Raw genomic sequence first — 20,118 nt, forward strand, 5'->3', positions numbered from 1 at the left:
CCTCGGTCCATGCCGGCAGACTTCTGAAGTAGCGATCGCGGCGTGCAACAAGGGGTCTCCGGAACCGATTTGATTGCGGAGAGTATTCGAACATATACTCGATTTTATGAGCGAATGCCCGGCTGCCCCGCCTGCGGGTGAGACGCTGGATCCGACGTCGGGTTCAGCAGGGCGGGCACGGCTGACCGCGGTTTCCAGTCTGGGCGGGCCGCCCGGACGGGCGGGAGAGGGGTCCCAGGGACTGGCTCCCGCTGCCCCCTTGATGCGGAGCCAGACGCGCAGCTTCGACGGTTGTGGCGGCTTGTCGCGGCTCGACAAGGACGACGACCCGGACCGTGGCGCGGGGCTGTATGAGGCGGTGGTGTTCCAAGACACCTCGCAGTTGACCGAGCTGGGCTGGCTGGAGCGGGTCGAGATGATCGCCAGGCTGGAGGCCCGGCTGGCCGGGTTGAAGGCCGAGGCGGTCACGGGCTTCGACGACGAGATGCACGGGGTGTCGGCCGATCTGGGTCACCGGCACCCGGAGCCGGGCGACCGTCAGGCGGCGCCTGGTGAACGGCGCTGGCACGGTGGTGAGCTGCGGTCGGTGTCGGACGAGATCGGTCTGGCGTTGAACCTGCACCGCTCCGCCGCGACCCGGCGGATCCATTCGTCGTGGGAACTGGTCCACAACTTCCCTGCCACCCAGCACGCGCTCATCGAGGGCGTCCTGACCGAGCGGGCGGCGTTCACTCTGGTGGCCGAACTGTCGGTGCTGAGCAACCTGGACGACCTCCGCGCGGCTGAGGCGGCGGTGCTCGACTGGGCCCGGCGGCATCCACTACAGGGCATCAAGCAGTTCGCCCGGGCCGAGGCCGCGCGGCGCGACCCGGCCGCGACCGACAAGGCCCATGATCGGGCTCACAACGAGCGGTCGGTGCGGATGGTGAGCACCGATTTCGGCACCGCCGAACTCATCCACACCCAGGACGCGGTCGACGCGGCCGCCGTGATGACGAGCCTGTCGCGGGCAGCAATCCGATCCCGCCGCAACGGCGACCCCCGCAGCCTGGACCAACTCCGCGCCGACATCGCCCTGGCCCGCCTCCTCCCCCGCTCCCGCCACACCCCAACCCCCTCAAGCTCTAGCACCGCCACCCCCAGCACCCGCACCCCAACGGCCCCCGCCAGCCCGACCACTGCCCCTGCTCGCACCCGCCCCTCCGCTCCCACCCCTTCTCCAGCCCCCACGGGTCCTGCCCCTGCTTCCGCTCCCACCCCTTCTCCAGCCCCCACGGGTCCTGCCCCTGCTTCCGCTCCCACCTCTGCTCCTGCTCCTGCCCCAGCTCCGGCACCCGCTCCGGCCCCAGCGCCTGCTCCTGCCCCAGCCCCTGCCCTGGCTCCTCCCCCTGCCCCGGCTTTCGACGCGGGCGACGAGGATGGGTGTGAATGGACTGAGACCGAGACAGGTGCGGATGCGGTGATCGTCATTCACGCGAGCGGCGCCGAGTTGGCCGCGCTCCTCACCGGACAGGTCGGCACCGGCGGCCAGGTCGAAGCCCACGGTCCCATCCCACAAGGCTCGCTCCGCAAGCACCTCGTGAAAGCCATCAGCCGGACCATGCTCCCCGATCTGCCGCACGCCGACGCGCCGTACGCCGGCACGCCCGGTTCAAGGATTGAGCTCCGCGTCACCGACCAGGAGCCCCCAGGCGACCCAAACCGGTACACGCCCTCAGCTGCGACGGACAGGTATGTCCGCTGGCGCGACCAGGTCTGCCAGTTCCCCGGCTGCAACCGACCGGCCGAATACACCGACCTCGATCACCGCGTTGCCTTCGCCGCTGGTGGAAGGACGACTGCCGCCAACCTGCACTGCTTGTGTCGCCACCACCACCGCCTCAAGCATGAGGGCAACTGGCAGATCCACCACAACCCGGACGGCACTTACAGCTGGACCAGCCCGACGGGTCGCCGCTACCGCGGACCGGACGAGCCACACAAGGCCACCGATCCATGACACCAGCGCCGCCCGGCGCAGCGCACATCAGCGCGGCCCGGCCCAGCGCGGCCCAGCATGGCAACGCGCGGGGCCAAGTCGGCCCGCAGTCAGCGGTGGGCGGGCCAGTCCTTGCCAGCGGCAAGCAATGGGCGAGAGCCGGCCAGCACCGACGCGTACAGCTCGCGGACTCGGGTTGCCTCTTCGTCGGTCATCACCGGAGACTCGGGCTTGCCTACGGCAACTTCCCAGGTCGGGAGAGTGCCCGAGATGGCCCAGGCGGCCTGGCGGGCGGCGCCGAGCGCGACGTACTCACCTGGCTCCGGGAGCACGACCGACGCACCGAGGAGCGCCGGAGCGAGAGCCTGTACTGCACGGGAGCGGGCCGCGCCGCCGAGCAAAAGGACGCGTCGGACCGGGAGACCCTGAGCACGGAGGGCGTCGACCGCGTCGGCGAGTCCACAGAGCATGCCTTCCACAGCGGCGCGGGCCATCGTGGCGGGCTGTGCGGTCGCGCGGGTGAGGCCGTAGATCAGGCCGGTCGAGTGCGGCAGGTCCGGGGTGCGCTCGCCGTCGAGGTACGGGAGCATCACCAGGCCGGCGCTGCCGGATGAGTTGAGGGCGGCATCGTCGAGTTCGGCAAGGTCCATCCCGAGGAGCTGGGCGGTCGCCGACAGCACGCGGGCCGCGTTGAGCGTGCACACCAAGGGCAGGTAGCCGCCGGTGGCGTCGGCGAAGCCGGCTACGAAACCACTCGGGTCCGTCGTCGGCTCGGCGCACCTGGCGAACGCGGTACCGCTGGTTCCGAGTGAGACCGCGACGTCGCCCGGCTGGAGGTCCAGGCCGAGGGCGGCGGCCATGTTGTCGCCGGTACCGGCGGCCAAGGCGATGCCGGTAGAAGTACGGCCTACGATCTCGGCTGGGTCGGCAACCCGCGGCAGGGTCAGCGGCCGGCCGAAGGCGAGCTCGACCAGATCCGGTCGGTAGGAGTTGGAGGTCGGCGACCACCAGCCGGTGCCGGACGCGTCACCGCGGTCGGTGGTGAGGTCCTCGATGCCGGAGCGGTCGGCGGCCAGCTTGTGGGTCATCCAGTCGTGCGGCAGCGCCACCGCCTCGGCCCGGGCGGCCGCGTCGGGAGCGGCACCGCGGACCCAGCGCAGCTTGGTGACCGTGAAGCTCGGCACCGGCACGGACCCGGTGGCAGCAGCCCAGGCCTCGGGTCCGCCGAGCTCCGAGACGAGCTCCTGGGTCGCGTCGGCCGAGCTGGTGTCGTTCCAGAGGACTGCCGGGTGGACGACCTCGCCAGAGCCGTCAAGCAGGACCATGCCGTGCTGCTGGCCCGCGACCGAGATCGCCTCGACCCCGTCGAGCAGGCCGTCGGACGCGATCTCCCAGGCGTTCCACCACTCGGCCGGATCGACCTGGGTGGCGTCGGGATGCGGCGCGCGGCCCTCCCGCAGTACCTCGCCGGTGGCGGCGTCGACCACGACGACCTTGGTCGCCTGGGTGGAGCAGTCCACTCCGGCGACCAGTCTCTGCTGACTCATGTTGGGCCCTTCTTCTCAGAGCGGCAGGCTCGAGCCAACGGTAACCGCACCCACCCAGCCGTCAGCGGGCCAGGTCTTCGAGGGTCGCCCGGGCGCCGCGCTCGTGCAGCGAGGCCAACGCCGACGTGTATGCCCGCACGAAGCGCTCGTCGTCGGCCAGGTCGCCGAACAGGTCCCGGTCGGAGATGAAGACCAGCGGATCCTCGCGGTTCCGCTGCGCCCGCTCGACCAGCCTGTCGCGCAGCCGATCCACCACCTCGATCGGCTCGCCCTGCTCGTCGGTGCCTTCGGCGTACCGGGCCCAGGCGGCGACGACCAGCGCGACCCGCTCGATCCCGCGACCCGCGGCGAGTTGCTCGCGAACGACGGGCAGCAGCCACTTCGGGATCCGGTCCGAGCTCTCCGCGCAGAGGCGGGCGAGCGTGTCGCGCACCTCCGGGTTGGCGAACCGCTCGATCAGCTGGTGCTTGTACCGGTCCAGATCGACGCCCGGCACCGGCGGCAGCGTCGGCGTCGCCTCCTCGTCCATGTAGCGGAGCAGGAAGTCGACGAACAGCTTGTCCTGGCACACTTCGTGCGCGTAGCGGTACCCGGCCAGATACCCCAGATAACAGAGCGCCTGGTGGCTTGCGTTCAACAGCCGCAGCTTCATCAACTCGTACGGCTCGACGTCGGTCACCAGTTGCACGCCGACGTCCTCGAACGGCGGCCGGTCATCGCCGAAGTCGTCCTCCAGCACCCACTGGGTGAACGGCTCGCAGACCACCGGCCAGCCGTCCTCGATGCCGAACTCGTCCGCCAGCGCCTCCTTGTCGGCATCCGCGGTGACCGGGGTGATCCGGTCCACCATCGAGTTCGGGAACCGCACCTCGCGCTCGATCCAGTCCGCCAGCTCGGGGTCCTTCAGCCGGGCGAACGAGGTCAGCATCTTCTTCGCCACGTGCCCGTTGCCCGGGATGTTGTCGCAGGACATCACGGTGTACGCCGGTACGCCGGCCGCCCGCCGCCGGGCAAGCCCCTCGACCACCAGCCCGAACGCACTCGTCGGCACCACCCCCGGTTCCAGGTCGTGCTGGAGGCCGGGATCGTCCGGGTCGAACTCACCGGTCACCTGGTTGACGTGATATCCGCCCTCGGTGATGGTCAGCGACACGATCCGGGTGGCCGGGGCCGTCATCCGCGCCAGCACCGCCTCGGGGTCGTCCGGCGCGTACAGGTACTCGATGATCGAGCCGATCACCCGCGGCTCGAGCGTCCCGTCCGGGTGCTTGATCACCAGGGTGTACAGCCCGTCCTGCGCCTGCAGCACGTCCCGCATCCGCTGGTCCGCCGGCATCGTGCCGACCCCGCGGATGCCCCATTCGAGCGCTTTGCTGTCGTTCATCAGCCGGTCCAGGTACATGGCCTGGTGGGCGCGGTGGAACCCGCCGACGCCGAAGTGCACGATGCCCGGGCGGACCGCAGTACGGTCGTACTCCGGCATGGCCACCTTGTCGCTAAGGGCATCCATCTTGGCCTGGCTGAGCATCTGGGTCACTTGACTGCCCCCAACGAGAGTCCGCGGACGAGCTTGTCCTGAGCCGCGAAGCCGGCGATGAGCACCGGGAGCGACACGAGGGTCGCGGCCGCGCAGAGCTTGGCGAGGAAGAGGCCCTGGCTGGAGATGAATCCCACCAGGAAGATCGGGGCCGTCGCGGCACGCACCGCGGTGAGGTTCACCGCGAACATGAACTCGTTCCAGCTGAAGATGAAGCAGATCAGGCTGGTGGCCGCCAGCCCCGGCATGGTGATGGGCGTGATGATGGAGACCAGGGTGCGGATGAAGCCCGCACCGTCCACCTGTGCGGCCTCGAGGACCTCGACGGGCACCTCGGCCAGGAAGGAGCGCATCATCCACACCGCGATCGGCAGGTTCATCGACGTGTAGAGGATGACCAGCGTGAACACGTTGTCGAGCATCCCGAGATACTTGACGATCAGGTAGATCGGCAGCAAGGCGGCGATCAGCGGCAGGAACTTGGTGGACAGGAAGAAGAACATCACGTCCGTCCACTTCTCGACCGGCTTGATGGACAGCGCGTACGCCGCCGGCACGGCCAGCACCAGCACCAGCAGCGTCGAGACGATGCTGGCTGTCGCCGAATTGATCAGGTACGGGGCGATGTCACGGTCGAACAGCGCGCTGTAGTTGGAGAAGGTGATGGGTGCGAAGGGCGACGGCGGGTTGGTTGCCGCGTCGGCCTCGTCGTGGAACGAGGTGAGCACCATCCACGCAACGGGCAGGAAGAACAGCAGGGTGACGATCCAGGTGCCCACCGCCCACCACGGGGACACGGAATTGCGGGGGTCGTCCCGGCGCCTGCGCCGGCGGCCGCGCTGGTTGGGCACGGGCCGCTCGGTCTGCGGTTTGTCCACCACGGTGGTCATCGGGAGACCTCCTCCTGGAACAGGGACGAGATGGTGCGGAGCGCGAAGGTGGCGACGATGATGGTGGCGATGACGGTCACCACGCCGGCGGCAGCAGCCTCGCCGTACTCGTACTTGCGGAACGTGGTCAGGTAGATCTCGTACGGCAGGTTGGTCGTGGCCGAGCCAGGTCCACCCTGCGTGATCGTGAAGATGGCGTCGAACGTCTGCAGGACGTAGATCGAGCCGAGCAGGGCAGCCAGCTCGATGTACTGCCGCAGGTGGGGCAAGGTGATGAACCGGAAGGTCTGGAGGCTCCCGGCACGGTCGATCTTGGCAGCCTCGAGCACGTCGCCAGGCTGCGACTGCAGCCCGGCCAGCAGGATCAGCATCATGAACGGCGTCCACTGCCAAACCAGAGCGGCGATCACCGAAGGCATCGGCCAGCGTGACACGTAATCGATCGTCGGCCCCTGGTCGGCGCCGAAGAGTTGCCAGATCCAGTTGAGGACACCGTTGAACAGGCCGTAGTCCGGGTTGTACAACGCGTGCTTCCAGAGCAGCGCCGCGGCGACCGGCATCACCAGGAACGGGGCGATCAGGAGGGTCCGGGCGAGCCCGCGGCCCGGGAATCGCTTGTCCAGGAGGATCGCCAGCAGGAGCCCGATCAGCACACTGATCACCACCACCGATGTGGTCAGGACGACGGTGTTGACCACCGCGTTCCTCAGCCGGGCATCACTGAACACCGTCGCGTAGTTCTTCAGGCCGGCGAACGACTGGTAGTCCCCCAGTCCCAGGAAGCTCTTCTCGCCGGGTTGCAGGATGTTCCAGTGCAGCGTGGAGATAGCGATCGTCAGCAGGAACGGGATCTGGGTGATGATGATGATGAAGATCAGCGCGGGGAGCAGCGGACCCCTTCGACGCCATTTCTCGCGGCTGGTACGAGGCTGGGTCATGCCGGCGGGGGCCGAAGTGGCCAGAGCAGCCATGGTTCCTCCAGGTGAGACCTCACGGATCACAAGGTCGGCGGATCGGGGCGAACCGGATGCACCGGTCCGCCCCGAGCGGGTCTACTTCTGCTTGCCTGCCACGTCCTCGGCCAGCTTCTGACCCTTGGCGAGCGCGTCGTCGACCGTTCCTCGGCCGGCGATGGCCGCGGCGACGTCCTGGGTCACCTTGGTGCCGAGGTCCTGGAACTCCGGGATGTCGACGAACTGGATTCCGACCGTCGGCCGGGGTTGCACGCCGGGGTTGGTCGGGTCGACCTCCTGGATCGAGTTCAGCGTCATCGCACCGAATGCGGCGGCGGCCTTCTTGTACTCCGGGATCTCATAGGTGCTGGCCCGCTTTCCGGCCGGGACCCGGGACCAACCGAGCTTCTGGCCCGCCAGCTGCTCGTAGCCCTTGCTCGATGCCCAGAGCATGAACTTCGACGCGTCGTCAGCCTTCTTCGTGGTCTTCGGCATCACCCACGCCCAGGTCCACAACCATCCGGAGGTCTTGGTCTTCACCACCGGGGCGAAGACGTAGCCGACCTTGCCGGCGACCTTGCTGACACTGGGGTCCTCGAGCGAGCCGGCGGCCGAGGTGGCGTCGTACCACATCGCGACCTTGCTCTGGCTCATCGCGTTGAGGCACTCGGTGAAGCCCGCCTGCGAGGCGCCCGGCTCGCCGTGGGCCTTGACCAGGTTGACGTAGAAGTTGGTCGCTTCCTTGAACTCCGGGGAGTTGACCTGCGCCTGCCAGTCCTTGGTGAACCAGGTGCCACCGAACGTGTTGACCACCGTGGTCAGCGCGGCGCCCAACTCGCCCCACCCAGGCAGACCGCGCAGACAGATGCCCTTCATGCCGGGCGCCGCGCCGTCCACCTTCGCGGCCATGTCGGCGACCTGCTGCCAGGTGGGACGCTCGGGCATCGTGATGCCCTTGCTCGCGAAGATGTCCTTGCGGTACATGAGGAACGACGACTCTCCGTAGAAGGGCAGGCCGTAGAGCTTGCCGTCCTGACCGGACAGGGATTGCACCATCGGCTTGAGCAGGTCGGCCTTGTCGAAGCTGGTGTCGGCGTCCGCGTAGGAGCCGAGCTCGTGCAGCCAGTCGTTCTTGGCCCAGATCGGCACCTCGTAGGCGCCGACGGTGGCGACGTCGTACTGGCCGGCCCCGGTCGCGACGTCCTGCGTCACCTTGTCACGCAGCTCGTTCTCGGGCAGGACGGTGTAATTCACCTTGATGCCGGTGTCCTTGGTGAAGCTGTCCGCGGTGAGCTTCTGGATGTCGACCATCTGCGGGTTGCCGACCATCAGGACGTTGATCGACTTCGCCTCGTCGCCGCCACCGCCCCCACCGCCACCGCCGGCGCCCGAGCAGCCAGCCAGGGCCAGCCCAACAACCGCCGGCAGAGCCAACGCGATGGTCCTCCCCCTCGTGAACTTGCTGCGCATAGCTACCTCCACGTCTTCTCGGGCATGGTGCTCCGTCCGCTCAGATGAGCATGACCCTGCTCATGTATGAGTCAACTGGCGCGCGAGCGCGTTGTCAAGAGTCTGTGCAACACTAGGGCGCAGGCATGCTCATATGAGCGGGGAGGTCAAATGGAGCCCAGCACCAACACCTACGGGCCGGCGCAGCTCGTCCTCACGGCGTCGATCGCGCGCCGGTACTACGTCGACGGACGATCCAAGGTCGAGATCGCGGACGAGTTCCGGCTCAGCCGGTTCAAAGTGGCCCGGCTGCTCGACCAGGCGCGCAGTAGCGGGATGGTGCGGATCGAGATCAGCCACCCCGGCTCCATCGACCTCGACCTGTCGGCCCGGCTGCAGGAGACCCTCGGGCTCCGGCGGGCGATCGTGGTGGACACCCCCGAGGAGGATCCCGCCGCGCTGCGGCTCCAGCTCGGCAAGGCGGCCGCCGACCTGCTCACCGAGATCGTCACCGCCGAGGACGTGCTCGGGCTGGCGTGGGCCCGGGCCGTCACCGCGATGACCGAGCAGTTGACCTCATTGGCTCCCGCGCCCGTCGTCCAGCTGACCGGCGCGCTGACCCGCCCGGACGTCGAGGCGAACTCGGTCGAGCTGGTCCGGAACGTGGCCAAGCTGTCCGGCGGACCGGCGTACCTCTTCTACGCCCCGCTGGTGGTGCCGGATGCGGCCACCGCCCGGGCGCTGCGGCAGCAACCCGAGGTGGCCGACGCGATCGGGCACTTCGACTCCGTCACCAAGGCGGTGGTCGGGCTGGGGTCGTGGGCGGCCGGGCAGTCGACGCTGTTCGACGCGATGGACGAGAAGGCCTGCGACCAACTGCAGCGCCGCGGGGTCGTGGCCGACATCTCCGGGGTGTTCGTCAACGCCGACGGCGAGCCGGTGCAGAGCCGGGTCACCGACCGGGTGATCGCGATCAACGCGGCGCAGATGGACGCGATCGACGAGGTGATCGCGATCCCGTACGGGGTGGCGAAGGTGGAGGCGGTCCGGGCCGCGGTGCGCAGCGGGCTGGTCAACGGCATCGTCACCCACGGCCCGCTGGCGAAGGCGCTGCTCGGCGAGACCGACTGAACCGCGATGCCCGCTGTCGAGACCGTGCTGGTCGGTGGCACCGCCAACCGGGGACTGGTGGTGCGCGTCGGCGACACCGTACGCCGCCCGCTGCGGCCGAGTGGTCCCGCCGTGCAGGCGCTGCTGGAGCACCTCCGCCAGGTCGGGTTCAGCTCCGGTCCCGAGGGCGGCGCGCCGATCTTCCTCGGCGTCGACGAGCAGGGCCGTGAGGTGCTGTCGTACCTGCCGGGCGAGACGGTCACGGCGCCGTACCCGGCCTGGTCGATGACCGACGAGGCACTCGACAGCGTGGCGCACCTGCTGAAGCGGTACCACCAGGCCGTCGCGGAATTCGACCCCGACGACCACCCCTGGGCGGAGCCCGTGCCGCCGGAGTACGTCACCGGCCTGGTCAGCCACAACGATCCGAACCTGGACAACATCGTCTTCCGGGATGGCGTGGCCGTCGCGCTGATCGACTTCGACCTGGCCGGCCCCGGCTCGGCCCTGTGGGACGTCGCCGCCGCGATCCGCCTGTGGGCACCCCTGCGGCCCGATCCGGACATCACCGATGCCCGCCACGGCCGCGCCCTGACCCGCCTGCGCCGGTTCGCCGACGCCTACGGCCTGGACGAGCCGGACCGGACCCGGCTGATCGACGCCGCCGGCACGAACCACACCTGGTGCATGGACTACGTCCGCCGCGGCGCCGAAGCCGGCCACCCCTGGTTCCGCCAACGCTGGACCACCGGCGAAGCGGACCTCACCACTCGCACGGACCAGTGGTTCGAAACCCACCACACCTCCCTCCAGCAGGCGCTCTTCACCTGACGCGGGGCACTAGGGCCGTCGCAGGTCCTCAGGTGAGGAAGAATGGCGCCGGTGAGCGCACAGGTGGTGTTGCTGGCGGGACCTTCGGGGGCCGGGAAGTCCCGGCTGGCCGAACTGGTGGGGCTGCCGGTGGTCCGGCTGGACGACTTCTACCGGGACGGCGACGACGCCGCGATGCCCCGGTCCCCGCTGGGAATCGTGGACTGGGACGACCCGGGCTCGTGGGACGCCGACCGGGCGGTGGCCGCGCTGGAGACACTCTGTACGACGGGGTCCGCTGACATGCCGGTGTACGACATCGCGGTGGACGCGACTGTCGGGCATCGCCCGGTGGTGACGGACGGATCACCTCTGGTGATTGCCGAGGGCATCTTTGCCGACCAGATCGTCGGAGCACTGCGCGAGCGTGGCCTGCTGGCTGCGGCGATCTGCGTCTACCACCACCGCCTCGTCACCTTCGTCCGGCGGTTCCAGCGAGATCTGCGGGAGCACCGCAAGCCGCCGTTCACCCTGCTGCGGCGCGGATTGCTGCTGCTGAAGGACGACCCACGGGTGGTCAAGCGCTGCATCGACGCCGGGTGCGAGCCCCTGCATCCGAAGCCGGCCCGGCGCCGGATTACCGCGCTGCTGTCGGCTGCCAACGCTGAGTAATCGCCGCGGGCCTGATCTCGCTCTGTGTGTCCGCGGACTGGTCAGGATTTGCCTGGTGTTCACCTTGGTCTGGTGGGCTCTCGCAGTCATCCCCTGAACTGGCGGAGGAATCGTGAGGCGTTACGCGCCTGGTGTTGCCGCGGTGCTGTGCGTCGGAGTGCTGGGTCTGACCGGGTGCGGGAGCAACGCGGGGGCCGCCACCACGACCCAGGTGCAGGTCGCGCCCTCCGCGCCGACGGCTGCTCCCAAGGCAGTACCGAGCAGCGGCCTGGCGCCGCTGGTCGTCGTACCGGGCGGCTATCTGAAAGGCTCCGAAGCCGATCCTGAGCAGCTGAGCGGGCCGTTCACCGCCGAGTTGTACCTCGACACCCTGTCGCCCCTGCCCGCGGTGGACCGGGCGCTGCTGCTGAACGCGTCCTTCACCGAGGGGTACCAGGTGTTCCGGGTCAGCCCGGACCGGCGGAAGCGCTTCACCCTGGAACTCTTCAAGACCGGCTCCAAGGCGAAGGCGGCCGACCTCCAGCAGGGTTTCTGGAAGCAGGACGTGCACAGCCGGAAGTTCGCCGTCCGGGGTGTCCCGGGAGTGTTGGCCGATGCCCGGGTGGAAGTGGTCGGCTCGTCGGACCAGATGGAGGCGGTCGCTCAGACCAGCTTCGTCGTCGGCACTCTCGTCGCCGAGCTCACCGTCCGCGAAAGCGGCACCCTGCAGAACACCCCCGCCCCCGACGCCGCGCTGATCGCCATCCTCACCAAGCAACAGAAGGACCGGCTCGCCCGCAAGTCGGGCTGACGTCTCGCTCAGGCGGTGATGCGGTCGATCACCAAGGGCGTCGGGGTGTAGGCGGCGGAGATCTGGATCGCGTCGGCCAGGGACTCCAGCGCACGGTCGAAGCGGCTGGTGTCGTCCGCGTGCAGGGTGAGCAGAGGCTGGCCCTCGGACACCTCGTCACCCGGCTTCGCATGCATTTCGACGCCAGCGACCGCGGAGACCGGGTCTTCCTTGCGCGCACGGCCGGCGCCAAGGCGCCAGGCGGCAACACCGACAGCGAGGGCGTCCAAACCACTCAGGACACCCGTTGACGTTGCCTTCACCACGTGCCGCTCCGGCGCCACCGGCAGGTCGGCGTCGGGGTCGCCGCCCTGGGCCGCGATCATCCTGCGCCAGGCGTCCATCGCAGTACCGTCGCGGAGCTTCTCGGCCGGATCCACGTCGGTGACGCCGGCCGCGGCGAGCATCTCGGCGGTGAGAGCCACTGTCAGCTCGACGACGTCGGCGGGTCCACCACCGGCCAGCACCTCGACGGATTCCCTGACCTCCAAGGCGTTCCCGGCGGTCAGGCCGAGCGGCGTCGACATGTCGGTGAGCAGGGCAACGGTCTTCACGCCGGCATCGGTGCCCAGGGCAACCATCGTCTCGGCCAGTTCGCGGGCGTCGGCCAGGTCCTTCATGAACGCGCCGGTGCCGACCTTCACATCCAGCACCAGCGCACCGGTGCCCTCGGCGATCTTCTTGCTCATGATCGAGCTGGCGATCAGCGGGATCGCCTCGACGGTGCCGGTCACGTCACGCAGCGCGTAAAGCTTCTTGTCGGCCGGGGCCAGGCCGTCGCCGGCCGCGCAGATCACCGCGCCGACGTCCTCGAGCTGGTGCATCAGCTCGTCGTTCGACAGCGTCGCGCGCCAGCCCGGGATCGACTCCAGCTTGTCCAGCGTGCCGCCGGTGTGACCGAGGCCCCGCCCCGACAGCTGCGGCACCGCGACCCCGCAGGCCGCCACCAAGGGGGCCAACGGCAACGTGATCTTGTCGCCGACGCCACCGGTCGAGTGCTTGTCGGCGGTCGGCCGGGACAGCTTGGCGAAGTCCATCCGCTCGCCGGAGGCGATCATCGCCGCGGTCCAGCGGGCGATCTCGCGCCGGTTCATCCCGTTCAGCAGGATCGCCATCGCGAGCGAGGACATCTGCTCGTCCGCGACGGTGCCGCGGGTGTAGGCGTCGATCACCCAGTCGATCTGCTCGTCGCTCAGCTCGCCCTTGTCCCGCTTGGTCCGGATCACGTCGACGGCGTCGAACATCACTTCTCCAGGTTCTCGGGCCCGAACGCGTCGGGCAGCAGTTCACGCAGGGGCCGGCTGCCGTCGGCGGATTCCAGCAGCAGGTTCGGGCCCCCGTGCTCGTGCAGCAGTTGGCGGCACCGCCCACACGGAGTGAGGAGCTCCTCGTTGTGGTCCACGCAGGTAAAGGCGACCAGCCGGCCGCCACCGCTCGCGTGCAGCGCGGAGACGACCCCGCACTCCGCGCACAGGGTCAGCCCGTAGGACGCGTTCTCCACGTTGCACCCGGCAACGATCCGCCCATCGTCGACGAGCGCCGCCGCGCCGACCGCGTAGCCGGAGTACGGCGCATAGGCGCGCCGCATGGCGCTGACCGCCGCCTGCCGCAGCGACGGCCAGTCCACCGCGGCCGGCTCATTCGGTGACGTAGGGCTCACCGTCCGCCTTCGGGGCCCGGACCCGGCCGACCAGGCCGGCGACCGCGATGATCGTGGCCAGGTAAGGGGCCATCAGCAACAGCTCGCCCGGGATCGGGGTCTGGATGATCTGCAGCTGCGACTGGAGCTGGGTGGCGAAGCCGAAGAACAGCGCGGCCACCATCGCCCCGATCGGGTGCCAGCGGCCCATGATGAGCGCGGCCAGCGCGATGAACCCGTTGCCGGCCGTCATGTCCTTGCTGAAGGAGCCGGCGTACCCGACGGTGAAGAAGGCGCCGCCGAGCCCAGCCAGCACCCCCGCCCACAGGACCGCGGAGTACCGGACGCGCTTGACCTTGATGCCGACCGTGTCCGCCGCCTTCGGGTGCTCGCCGACCGCGCGGACCCGAAGACCCCAGCGGGTCTCGAAGAGCACGAAGGTGACCACCGCGACCGCGATGTAGGTCAGGTAGACCAGGATCGTCTGGTTGAACAGGATCGGGCCGAAGAACGGGATGTCGCCGAGCAGCGGGATCTTCACCGCCGAGAGCACGTCCGGCGTGTTCATCTTCGCCGCGTCCTCCTGCAGGAACTGGTCGAACAGATAGCCGGTGATGCCGGAGGCGAAGACCACCAGGACGACGCCGAGGACCACCTGGTTCACCAGATACTTGATCGAGAAGACTGCCAGCAGCGCGGCCATCACGACACCCGTCGCGGCTGCCGCGATCAGCGCTGCCGCCGAACTGCCCGTGGTACTGGAGACGACGGCCGCGGTGAAGGCGCCGACCAGGAACTGGCCCTCGATCGCGATGTTGATGACACCGGCCCGCTCACACAGCACACCGGCCAGCGCGCCGAGGATCAGCGGGGTGGCGAAGTTCAGCGTGCCCTGGAACTGGTTGGCCAGCGGGAAGGTCTTGCCCGCGGCGGCCCAGCACAGGAAGGAGCCGATGAAGCAGATGCCGAGCAGGGTGGCGAGGTAGCCGGAGTACGACTGCGGGACCCGGCGCAGGATGTACGCCCCCGCGGCGATCACGCCGAGGATCCCGAGGATCAGCGCGGTCGCCTGCGCCGGTACGCCGAGCAGGTTGTTCTGCAGGTCGCCGGAGACCAACTGGAAGGTCGCCTTGCCGCCGTTGGTGAAGATCGCCAGACCAAGGCCGATCAGCGCGAACACCACCATCAGGCCGCCGACCCGCAACCGGCGGGTCCGGTCGGCCGGCGCCTCGATCTTCGCCGGCGCGGGCACCCGGACAGTGTCCGGGGTCGTGGTCGTCTCGCTCATCCGTTCCAGCCTTTCGCGAGGACAGGTCCGGTACCGCGTTCCTTCGGCAGGAACCGGAAGATCGAGCGCACCAGCGCCGGAGCCGCGACGAACAGCACGATCACGGCCTGCAGGACGGTGGTCAGGGTCAAGGGCGTCTGGGTCTGCAACTGCATCTGCAGGCCGCCGGCGTTCAGGGCGCCGAAGAGCAGGCCCGCCAGCACGGTGCCGAGCGGAGTACCGCGGCCCAGCAGGGCGACGGTGATCGCGTCGAAGCCGATCGTCGCGGCGACGCCGTCGGTCAGCGGCAGGTCGGTGCCGAGCACCTGCTGGCTGCCGGCCAGCCCCGCGAGGGCACCGGCGATCACCATGGCGATCACGTAGGCCCGGCCCACCGACATGCCCGCGGTCCGCGAGGCGTCTGCGTTCGCACCGACCGCGCGGAGCTCGAAGCCGACGGTCGAGCGGTTCAGCAGCCACCAGACGAAGACGGCGGCCAGCAAGGCGAGCAGGAAGCCGCCGTGCAGCCGGGTGTCACCGAACTGCGGGAACTGCGCGTCCGGCTTCACGATCGGGCTGATCGGGTCGTCGCGGCCGGGGCGCTTGAACGCCGTCGTGGTCAGCAACCACTGCAGCAGGTAGATCGCGACATAGTTGAGCATGATCGTGACGATCACCTCGTGAGCGCCGGTGCGAGCCTTCAGCACGCCGACCACGCCACCCCAGAGCGCGCCGCCGATGAGACCGGCGATGATCGCCACCAGCAGGTGCAGCCCCGGAGGCAGGTTCCAGGCGAAGCCGACGTAGCCGGCCAGAATCGCACCGATGATCAGCTGGCCCTGGGCGCCGATGTTGAACAGGCCGGCGCGGAACGCCAGCGAGACCGCGAGGCCGCCGCAGATCAGCGGGGTGGCCTGGGTCAACGACTCGGCGATCTGATCGACGCCGCCGACCGCGCCGAGGAACAGCGCCTTGTAGGCCTCGCCGACCGCGGTCAACGCCGCCTCGACGGTGTCCAGCGGCGCCGCGCCGAAGTAGCCGGCCGCGGCCTGCACGTCCTCGTCGCCGATGATGATCAGGATCGCGCCGACGACCAGCGCCAGCACGATGGCGCTCAGCGAGACCAGCCCCTGGACCGCCCAGTTCGGCAGGCCGCTGCCGGACTCCTTCGCCGGCGTGGCGGGAACCGGTGTCTGCTCCGGCTCTGTGGCCGTGTCGTTGCTCATCTAGATGGTTCCCAACGTCGTCGGGTTCTCGGTTGCCACGACCTCGGCCTCGCTCTTCGAGGCGCCGGCCATCATCAGGCCGAGCTCGTCGCGGGGGGTGTCGGCCGGTACGACGCCGACCACCTTGCCGCGGTACATCACCGCGACCCGGTCGGCCAGCGCGGCGATCTCGTCCAGCTCGGTGGAGACGATCAGCACCGCGGTGCCGTTGTCGCGCTCCTTCACCATCCTGGTGTGCAGGAACTCGATCGAGCCGACGTCCACACCGCGGGTCGGCTGCGAGGCGACCAGCAGCTTCAGCGGCCGGGACAGCTCGCGGGCCAGCACCACCTTCTGCTGGTTGCCGCCGGACAGCGACGAGACGGCCAGGTCGGTGGACTGGGTGCGGATGTCGAACTCCTCGACCCGATCCCGCGCGTTCTTCTCGATCTCGTCGGTCCGCAGCGAGAGCCCGTTGCCGAACGGCGCCCGGCGGACCATGTCCAGCACCAGGTTCTCGGCGACCGTGAAGGAGCCGACGAAGCCGTCGTGGGCGCGGTCCTCGGGGATATAGCCGATGCCGGCGTCGAGCCGGTCGCGCGTGGTCCGGCCGGTCAGGTCGTTGCCGTCCAGCGAGATCCTGCCCGCGGCGATCGGGGTCAGCCCCAGCAGCGCCTCGGCGAGCTCGGTCTGACCGTTGCCCTGGACACCGGCCACGGCGAGGATCTCGCCGGCCCGGACCTCCAGGTCGACGCCGTCGACGGCGGTGAAGCCCCGCTCGTCGATCACTGTCAGGCCCTCGACCCGCAGTACCGTGTCGCCGGGGGTGGCGGGGTCCTTGTCGACCACCAGGTCGACCGCGCGCCCGACCATCAGCTCGGCGAGTTCCTCCTCGGTGGCCGTCGGCTCGGCGCTGCCGACCACCTTGCCGCGGCGGATCACGGTGATCGTGTCCGCGATCGCCTTGACCTCTTTGAGTTTGTGGGTGATGAAGACGATCGAGGTGCCGTTCTCCTTCAGCTGCCGCATCACCGCGATCAGTTCGTCGATCTCGGCCGGGGTGAGCACCGCGGTCGGCTCGTCCAGGATCAGCACCCTGGCGTCGTTGGCGAGCGCCTTGATGATCTCCACCCGTTGTTGCACGCCGACCGGGATGTCCTCCACCAGCGCCTCCGGGTCGACCTCGAACCCGTACCGTTCGGACAGCTCGGTGACCAGCGCATCCGCCTTCTTGCGATCCAGTACGCCGACGGCGCGGGTGTACTCCCGGCCGAGCATGATGTTCTCGGCGACGGTGAACACCGGGACCAGCATGAAGTGCTGGTGCACCATGCCGATGCCTTGCGCGATCGCGTCGCTGGGCGAGTGGATGGCGACCTTGGCGCCGTCGATCACGATCTCACCGGAGTCGGGCTGCAGCAGCCCGTAGAGCATGTTCATCAGAGTGCTCTTGCCGGCGCCGTTCTCGCCGAGCAGGCAGTGGATCTGGCCCGGTTCGATCACCAGGTCGATGTGGTCGTTGGCGACCAGGGAGCCGAAGCTCTTGGTCAGCCCCGAGAGTTCGAGATGCATGCGGGCATGCCCCCTTCGTTGACTACAGCCTTCAGACGGCGAGCCAGGAAGGCCCGGACCTCAGCGGTCCACCTTCCTGGCTCGCACCGTACTACTCGGCGGTGACGACGTCGTGGATCAGGACGCCTTCGGCTGCACCTTGGACGCGATGGTGATCTTGCCGCTGATGATGTCGGTCTTGATCTGGTCCAACTCGCTCTTCACGTCCGCCGGGACCTTGGAGTCGAACTCGTGGAACGGCGCCAGCCCCGTCCCGCCGTTCTGCATCGTGCCGATGAACTGGCTGTTGTCGAACTTGTTGTCGACCACGGACACGACCGCGTCGTGGACGGCGACGTCCATGCCCTTCTCCACGCTGGAGATCAGCACCGAGCAGTACTCCGCGGCGCTCACGCAGCCGTCGGTGTCGACCCAGATCGCGTTCACCTTGCCGTTGCTCGCCTTGGCCGCCTGCAGACCGCCCAGACCGGACGGGCCAGCCACCGGGAAGATGACGTCGGCGCCCTGGGTGATCAGGTTCTGCGCGGTGTTCTGGCCCTTCGCCTTGTCCTCGAAGTCACCGGTGAACAGACCGGCCTGCTTCGCGTCGTCCCAGCCGAGCACCTGGACGTTCTTGCTCTTCTGCTTGTTGTAGTACCGCACACCCTCGGCGAAACCGTCCATGAAGATGGTCACCGTCGGGATCTTGATGCCGCCGTAGGTGCCGACCTTGCCGGTCTTCGACATCGCCGCGGCCAGGTAACCGGCCTGGAAGCTGCTCTGCGCGGTGTTGAAGGCGAGCGGCTTCAGGTTGGCGATCGGCTTGGCCGGAGCCGAGTCGACGATCGCGAACTTGATGTCCGGGTTCGCCTGGGCCGCCTTGTCGGTGGCGTCCTCGAGCTTGAAGCCGACCGCGACGATCACGTTGCACTTCGCCTGGACCATCGCGGTCATGTTCGTCGGGTAGTCGTTGTCCGACTTCGACTCTGCCTTGACCTCGGTCAGGCCCTTCTCCTTGACCGCCGACTGGAGACCGGCGTACGAGGTCTGGTTGAACGACTTGTCGTCGAAACCACCCGAGTCGGAGACCATGCAGGCCTTGAAGTCCTTGTTGGCGTCACCACCGCCGCCCGCCGTGTCCTCGGCCGGCTTGCTGCCACAAGCGGCGACGGCGAGCGTCACCGCGCCCACGATCGCCAATCCCCGCACGTACTTCTTCACCGGACGTCTCCTTTGTCGACCGAAAACCTTTTCCCGGCACACCTTCCCAGGGTGCCGCATCCGCAGACTATAGGGGCCGTCACCGCTTTCTTTGAACGTCAAGAGGCCCTCGATACCGGAAAGTGACCGGCGCGTAGGTCAGACCGCAGCAATTCCTTCATTATGTCGAAGCCATGATCACGGACAGTGACCGAATGGCGGGAGGCGTCGTTCACCGGGCGTAAGCACCGTCCGGGCCGGATGAGATGATCCCCGGCATGACGACTTCGCATCACCCGGCGCTTGCCGACGTGAAATCGCGCGCTGACCAGCTGCGGGAAGAGGTGGTCGCGGTGCGGCGTGACCTGCACGCCCACCCCGAACTCGGCTGGCACGAGGTGCGCACCACGGAGGTACTGCGGCAGCGGCTGACCGCCGCGGGGCTGTCACCACAGGTGCTCCCCACCGGCACTGGCCTGATCTGCGACATCGGCTCGGGTGACACCTGCGTCGCCCTGCGCGCTGACATCGATGCTCTGCCCGTCCCGGATGCGGTCGACGCCCCCTGGCGCTCGGGTATCGAGGGAGTCGCCCACGCCTGCGGGCACGACGTACACACGGCCGCTCTGCTGGGCGCCGGTCTCGTGCTGGCCGGGATGGCGGCGGACGGGCTGCTCGACCGGCGGGTGCGGCTGATCTTCCAGCCGGCGGAGGAAGTGATGCCCGGCGGCGCTCTCGGCGTGATCGCCGCCGGCGGGCTCGACGGGGTGCACCGGATCTACGGGCTGCACTGCGACCCGCGGTTGCAGGTCGGGCAGATCGGCCTCCGGGTCGGCGCACTGACCGCCGCGGCGGACCGGATTCTCGTCCGCCTGGACGGTCCCGGCGGTCACACGTCGAGGCCGCACCTCACCGCGGACCTGGTGTACGCGCTGGCGACTCTGGTCACCGAACTCCCGGCCGCGCTCTCCCGCCGGGTCGACCCGCGGGCGGGGATGTCGCTGGTGTGGGGGCGGATCACCTCGGGTTCGGCGGCGAACGCGATCCCCGCTCGCGGCGAGGTCGAGGGCACGCTGCGGTGTCTCGACGCGAACGCCTGGCGGCTCGCGGCCGAGTTGATCCCGACGCTCGCGGAACAACTCGTCTCGCCGTACGGAGTGGAGGTCGACACCGAGGTCACCCACGGCGTACCGCCGGTGATGAACGACGCTGCCGCGATCGAGGTGTTCAAGACGGCCGTCGAGCGGACGATGGGCAGCGGAGCGGTCGCCGCGACCGACCAGAGCCTGGGTGGCGAGGACTTCGCCTGGTACCTGGAGCACGTGCCGGGCGCGATGGCCCGGCTCGGCGTACGGCCCGCCGGGGTCGAGACGGCGGCCGACCTACACACGCCGGGTTTCAACCCATCCGAGGATGCGATCGCCCTCGGCACCACACTGCTCGCGAGCTCCGCGCTGCTGGACTGAGTGCCACGGCGCGCT

The 20,118-nt window shown here is 69.0% G+C and carries 17 protein-coding genes; 6 read left to right on the forward strand and 11 right to left on the reverse strand.

Going from position 1 to position 20,118, the window contains the following annotated elements; all coding sequences use genetic code 11:
* The first annotated feature begins 106 nt into the window (after positions 1-106).
* Positions 107-1,999: an HNH endonuclease signature motif containing protein gene (locus tag ACFPJ1_RS20205; protein WP_380105949.1), complete on the forward strand. Its 1,893-nt coding sequence runs from the start codon at positions 107-109 to the stop codon at positions 1,997-1,999.
* An 89-nt stretch (positions 2,000-2,088) separates the two neighbouring features.
* Here the strand turns inward: ACFPJ1_RS20205 and xylB are convergent, their stop codons facing one another.
* The 5 genes from xylB to ACFPJ1_RS20230 form a co-directional block, all read right to left on the reverse strand.
* Positions 2,089-3,525, reverse strand: a complete 1,437-nt coding sequence (gene xylB / locus ACFPJ1_RS20210) for a xylulokinase (RefSeq protein WP_380105951.1) — start codon at positions 3,523-3,525, stop codon at positions 2,089-2,091.
* Between the two features lie 61 nt (positions 3,526-3,586).
* Entirely contained in the window at positions 3,587-5,053 is a 1,467-nt protein-coding gene (locus tag ACFPJ1_RS20215) for a mannitol dehydrogenase family protein (RefSeq protein ID WP_380105953.1), read from the reverse strand.
* Positions 5,054-5,058: 5 nt separating this feature from the next.
* The gene (locus ACFPJ1_RS20220; protein WP_380105954.1) at positions 5,059-5,952 is read right to left on the reverse strand and encodes a carbohydrate ABC transporter permease; all 894 of its coding nucleotides are present in this window, start codon (positions 5,950-5,952) and stop codon (positions 5,059-5,061) included.
* Positions 5,949-6,923: a carbohydrate ABC transporter permease gene (locus tag ACFPJ1_RS20225; RefSeq protein WP_380105956.1), complete on the reverse strand. Its 975-nt coding sequence runs from the start codon at positions 6,921-6,923 to the stop codon at positions 5,949-5,951. The genes ACFPJ1_RS20220 and ACFPJ1_RS20225 overlap by 4 nt, the downstream gene beginning before the upstream one ends.
* An 81-nt stretch (positions 6,924-7,004) precedes the next feature.
* On the reverse strand, positions 7,005-8,375 hold the full coding sequence (locus ACFPJ1_RS20230; protein ID WP_380105957.1) for an ABC transporter substrate-binding protein: 1,371 nt from the start codon (positions 8,373-8,375) through the stop codon (positions 7,005-7,007).
* Between the two features lie 150 nt (positions 8,376-8,525).
* Here ACFPJ1_RS20230 and ACFPJ1_RS20235 point away from each other — a divergent pair, with 150 nt between their 5' ends.
* From ACFPJ1_RS20235 to ACFPJ1_RS20250, 4 genes are all read left to right on the forward strand, one after another.
* Positions 8,526-9,485: a sugar-binding transcriptional regulator gene (locus ACFPJ1_RS20235; protein ID WP_380105959.1), complete on the forward strand. Its 960-nt coding sequence runs from the start codon at positions 8,526-8,528 to the stop codon at positions 9,483-9,485.
* A gap of 6 nt (positions 9,486-9,491) precedes the next feature.
* Positions 9,492-10,295: a phosphotransferase gene (locus ACFPJ1_RS20240; RefSeq protein WP_380105960.1), complete on the forward strand. Its 804-nt coding sequence runs from the start codon at positions 9,492-9,494 to the stop codon at positions 10,293-10,295.
* A gap of 51 nt (positions 10,296-10,346) precedes the next feature.
* Positions 10,347-10,946, forward strand: coding sequence for a uridine kinase family protein (locus tag ACFPJ1_RS20245; RefSeq protein ID WP_380105961.1), 600 nt, complete (start codon positions 10,347-10,349; stop codon positions 10,944-10,946).
* Between the two features lie 112 nt (positions 10,947-11,058).
* The gene (locus tag ACFPJ1_RS20250) at positions 11,059-11,736 is read left to right on the forward strand and encodes a hypothetical protein (RefSeq protein WP_380105962.1); all 678 of its coding nucleotides are present in this window, start codon (positions 11,059-11,061) and stop codon (positions 11,734-11,736) included.
* Positions 11,737-11,744: 8 nt separating this feature from the next.
* Here the strand turns inward: ACFPJ1_RS20250 and ACFPJ1_RS20255 are convergent, their stop codons facing one another.
* The 6 genes from ACFPJ1_RS20255 to ACFPJ1_RS20280 form a co-directional block, all read right to left on the reverse strand.
* Positions 11,745-13,019, reverse strand: coding sequence for a thymidine phosphorylase (locus tag ACFPJ1_RS20255; protein WP_380105964.1), 1,275 nt, complete (start codon positions 13,017-13,019; stop codon positions 11,745-11,747).
* On the reverse strand, positions 13,019-13,402 hold the full coding sequence (locus ACFPJ1_RS20260) for a cytidine deaminase (RefSeq protein WP_380105966.1): 384 nt from the start codon (positions 13,400-13,402) through the stop codon (positions 13,019-13,021). Before ACFPJ1_RS20260 ends, ACFPJ1_RS20255 begins: the two co-directional genes overlap by 1 nt.
* 10 nt (positions 13,403-13,412) lie before the next feature.
* On the reverse strand, positions 13,413-14,702 hold the full coding sequence (locus tag ACFPJ1_RS20265) for an ABC transporter permease (RefSeq protein WP_380105967.1): 1,290 nt from the start codon (positions 14,700-14,702) through the stop codon (positions 13,413-13,415).
* Positions 14,699-15,907 (reverse strand): ABC transporter permease, encoded by a 1,209-nt coding sequence (locus tag ACFPJ1_RS20270; RefSeq protein WP_380105969.1) that lies wholly within the window; start codon positions 15,905-15,907, stop codon positions 14,699-14,701. Before ACFPJ1_RS20270 ends, ACFPJ1_RS20265 begins: the two co-directional genes overlap by 4 nt.
* Positions 15,908-17,458: an ABC transporter ATP-binding protein gene (locus tag ACFPJ1_RS20275; RefSeq protein WP_380105971.1), complete on the reverse strand. Its 1,551-nt coding sequence runs from the start codon at positions 17,456-17,458 to the stop codon at positions 15,908-15,910.
* Between the two features lie 117 nt (positions 17,459-17,575).
* A complete protein-coding gene (locus ACFPJ1_RS20280; RefSeq protein WP_380105973.1) occupies positions 17,576-18,658 on the reverse strand; it encodes a BMP family lipoprotein in 1,083 nt (360 codons plus the stop codon).
* A 257-nt stretch (positions 18,659-18,915) separates the two neighbouring features.
* Between ACFPJ1_RS20280 and ACFPJ1_RS20285 the strand changes: the two genes are divergently transcribed.
* Positions 18,916-20,103: an amidohydrolase gene (locus ACFPJ1_RS20285; protein WP_380105974.1), complete on the forward strand. Its 1,188-nt coding sequence runs from the start codon at positions 18,916-18,918 to the stop codon at positions 20,101-20,103.
* Positions 20,104-20,118: the final 15 nt, after the last annotated feature.

Source organism: Kribbella qitaiheensis, from assembly GCF_042657745.1.
In the GTDB taxonomy this organism is placed as follows: Bacteria; Actinomycetota; Actinomycetes; order Propionibacteriales; family Kribbellaceae; genus Kribbella; species Kribbella qitaiheensis.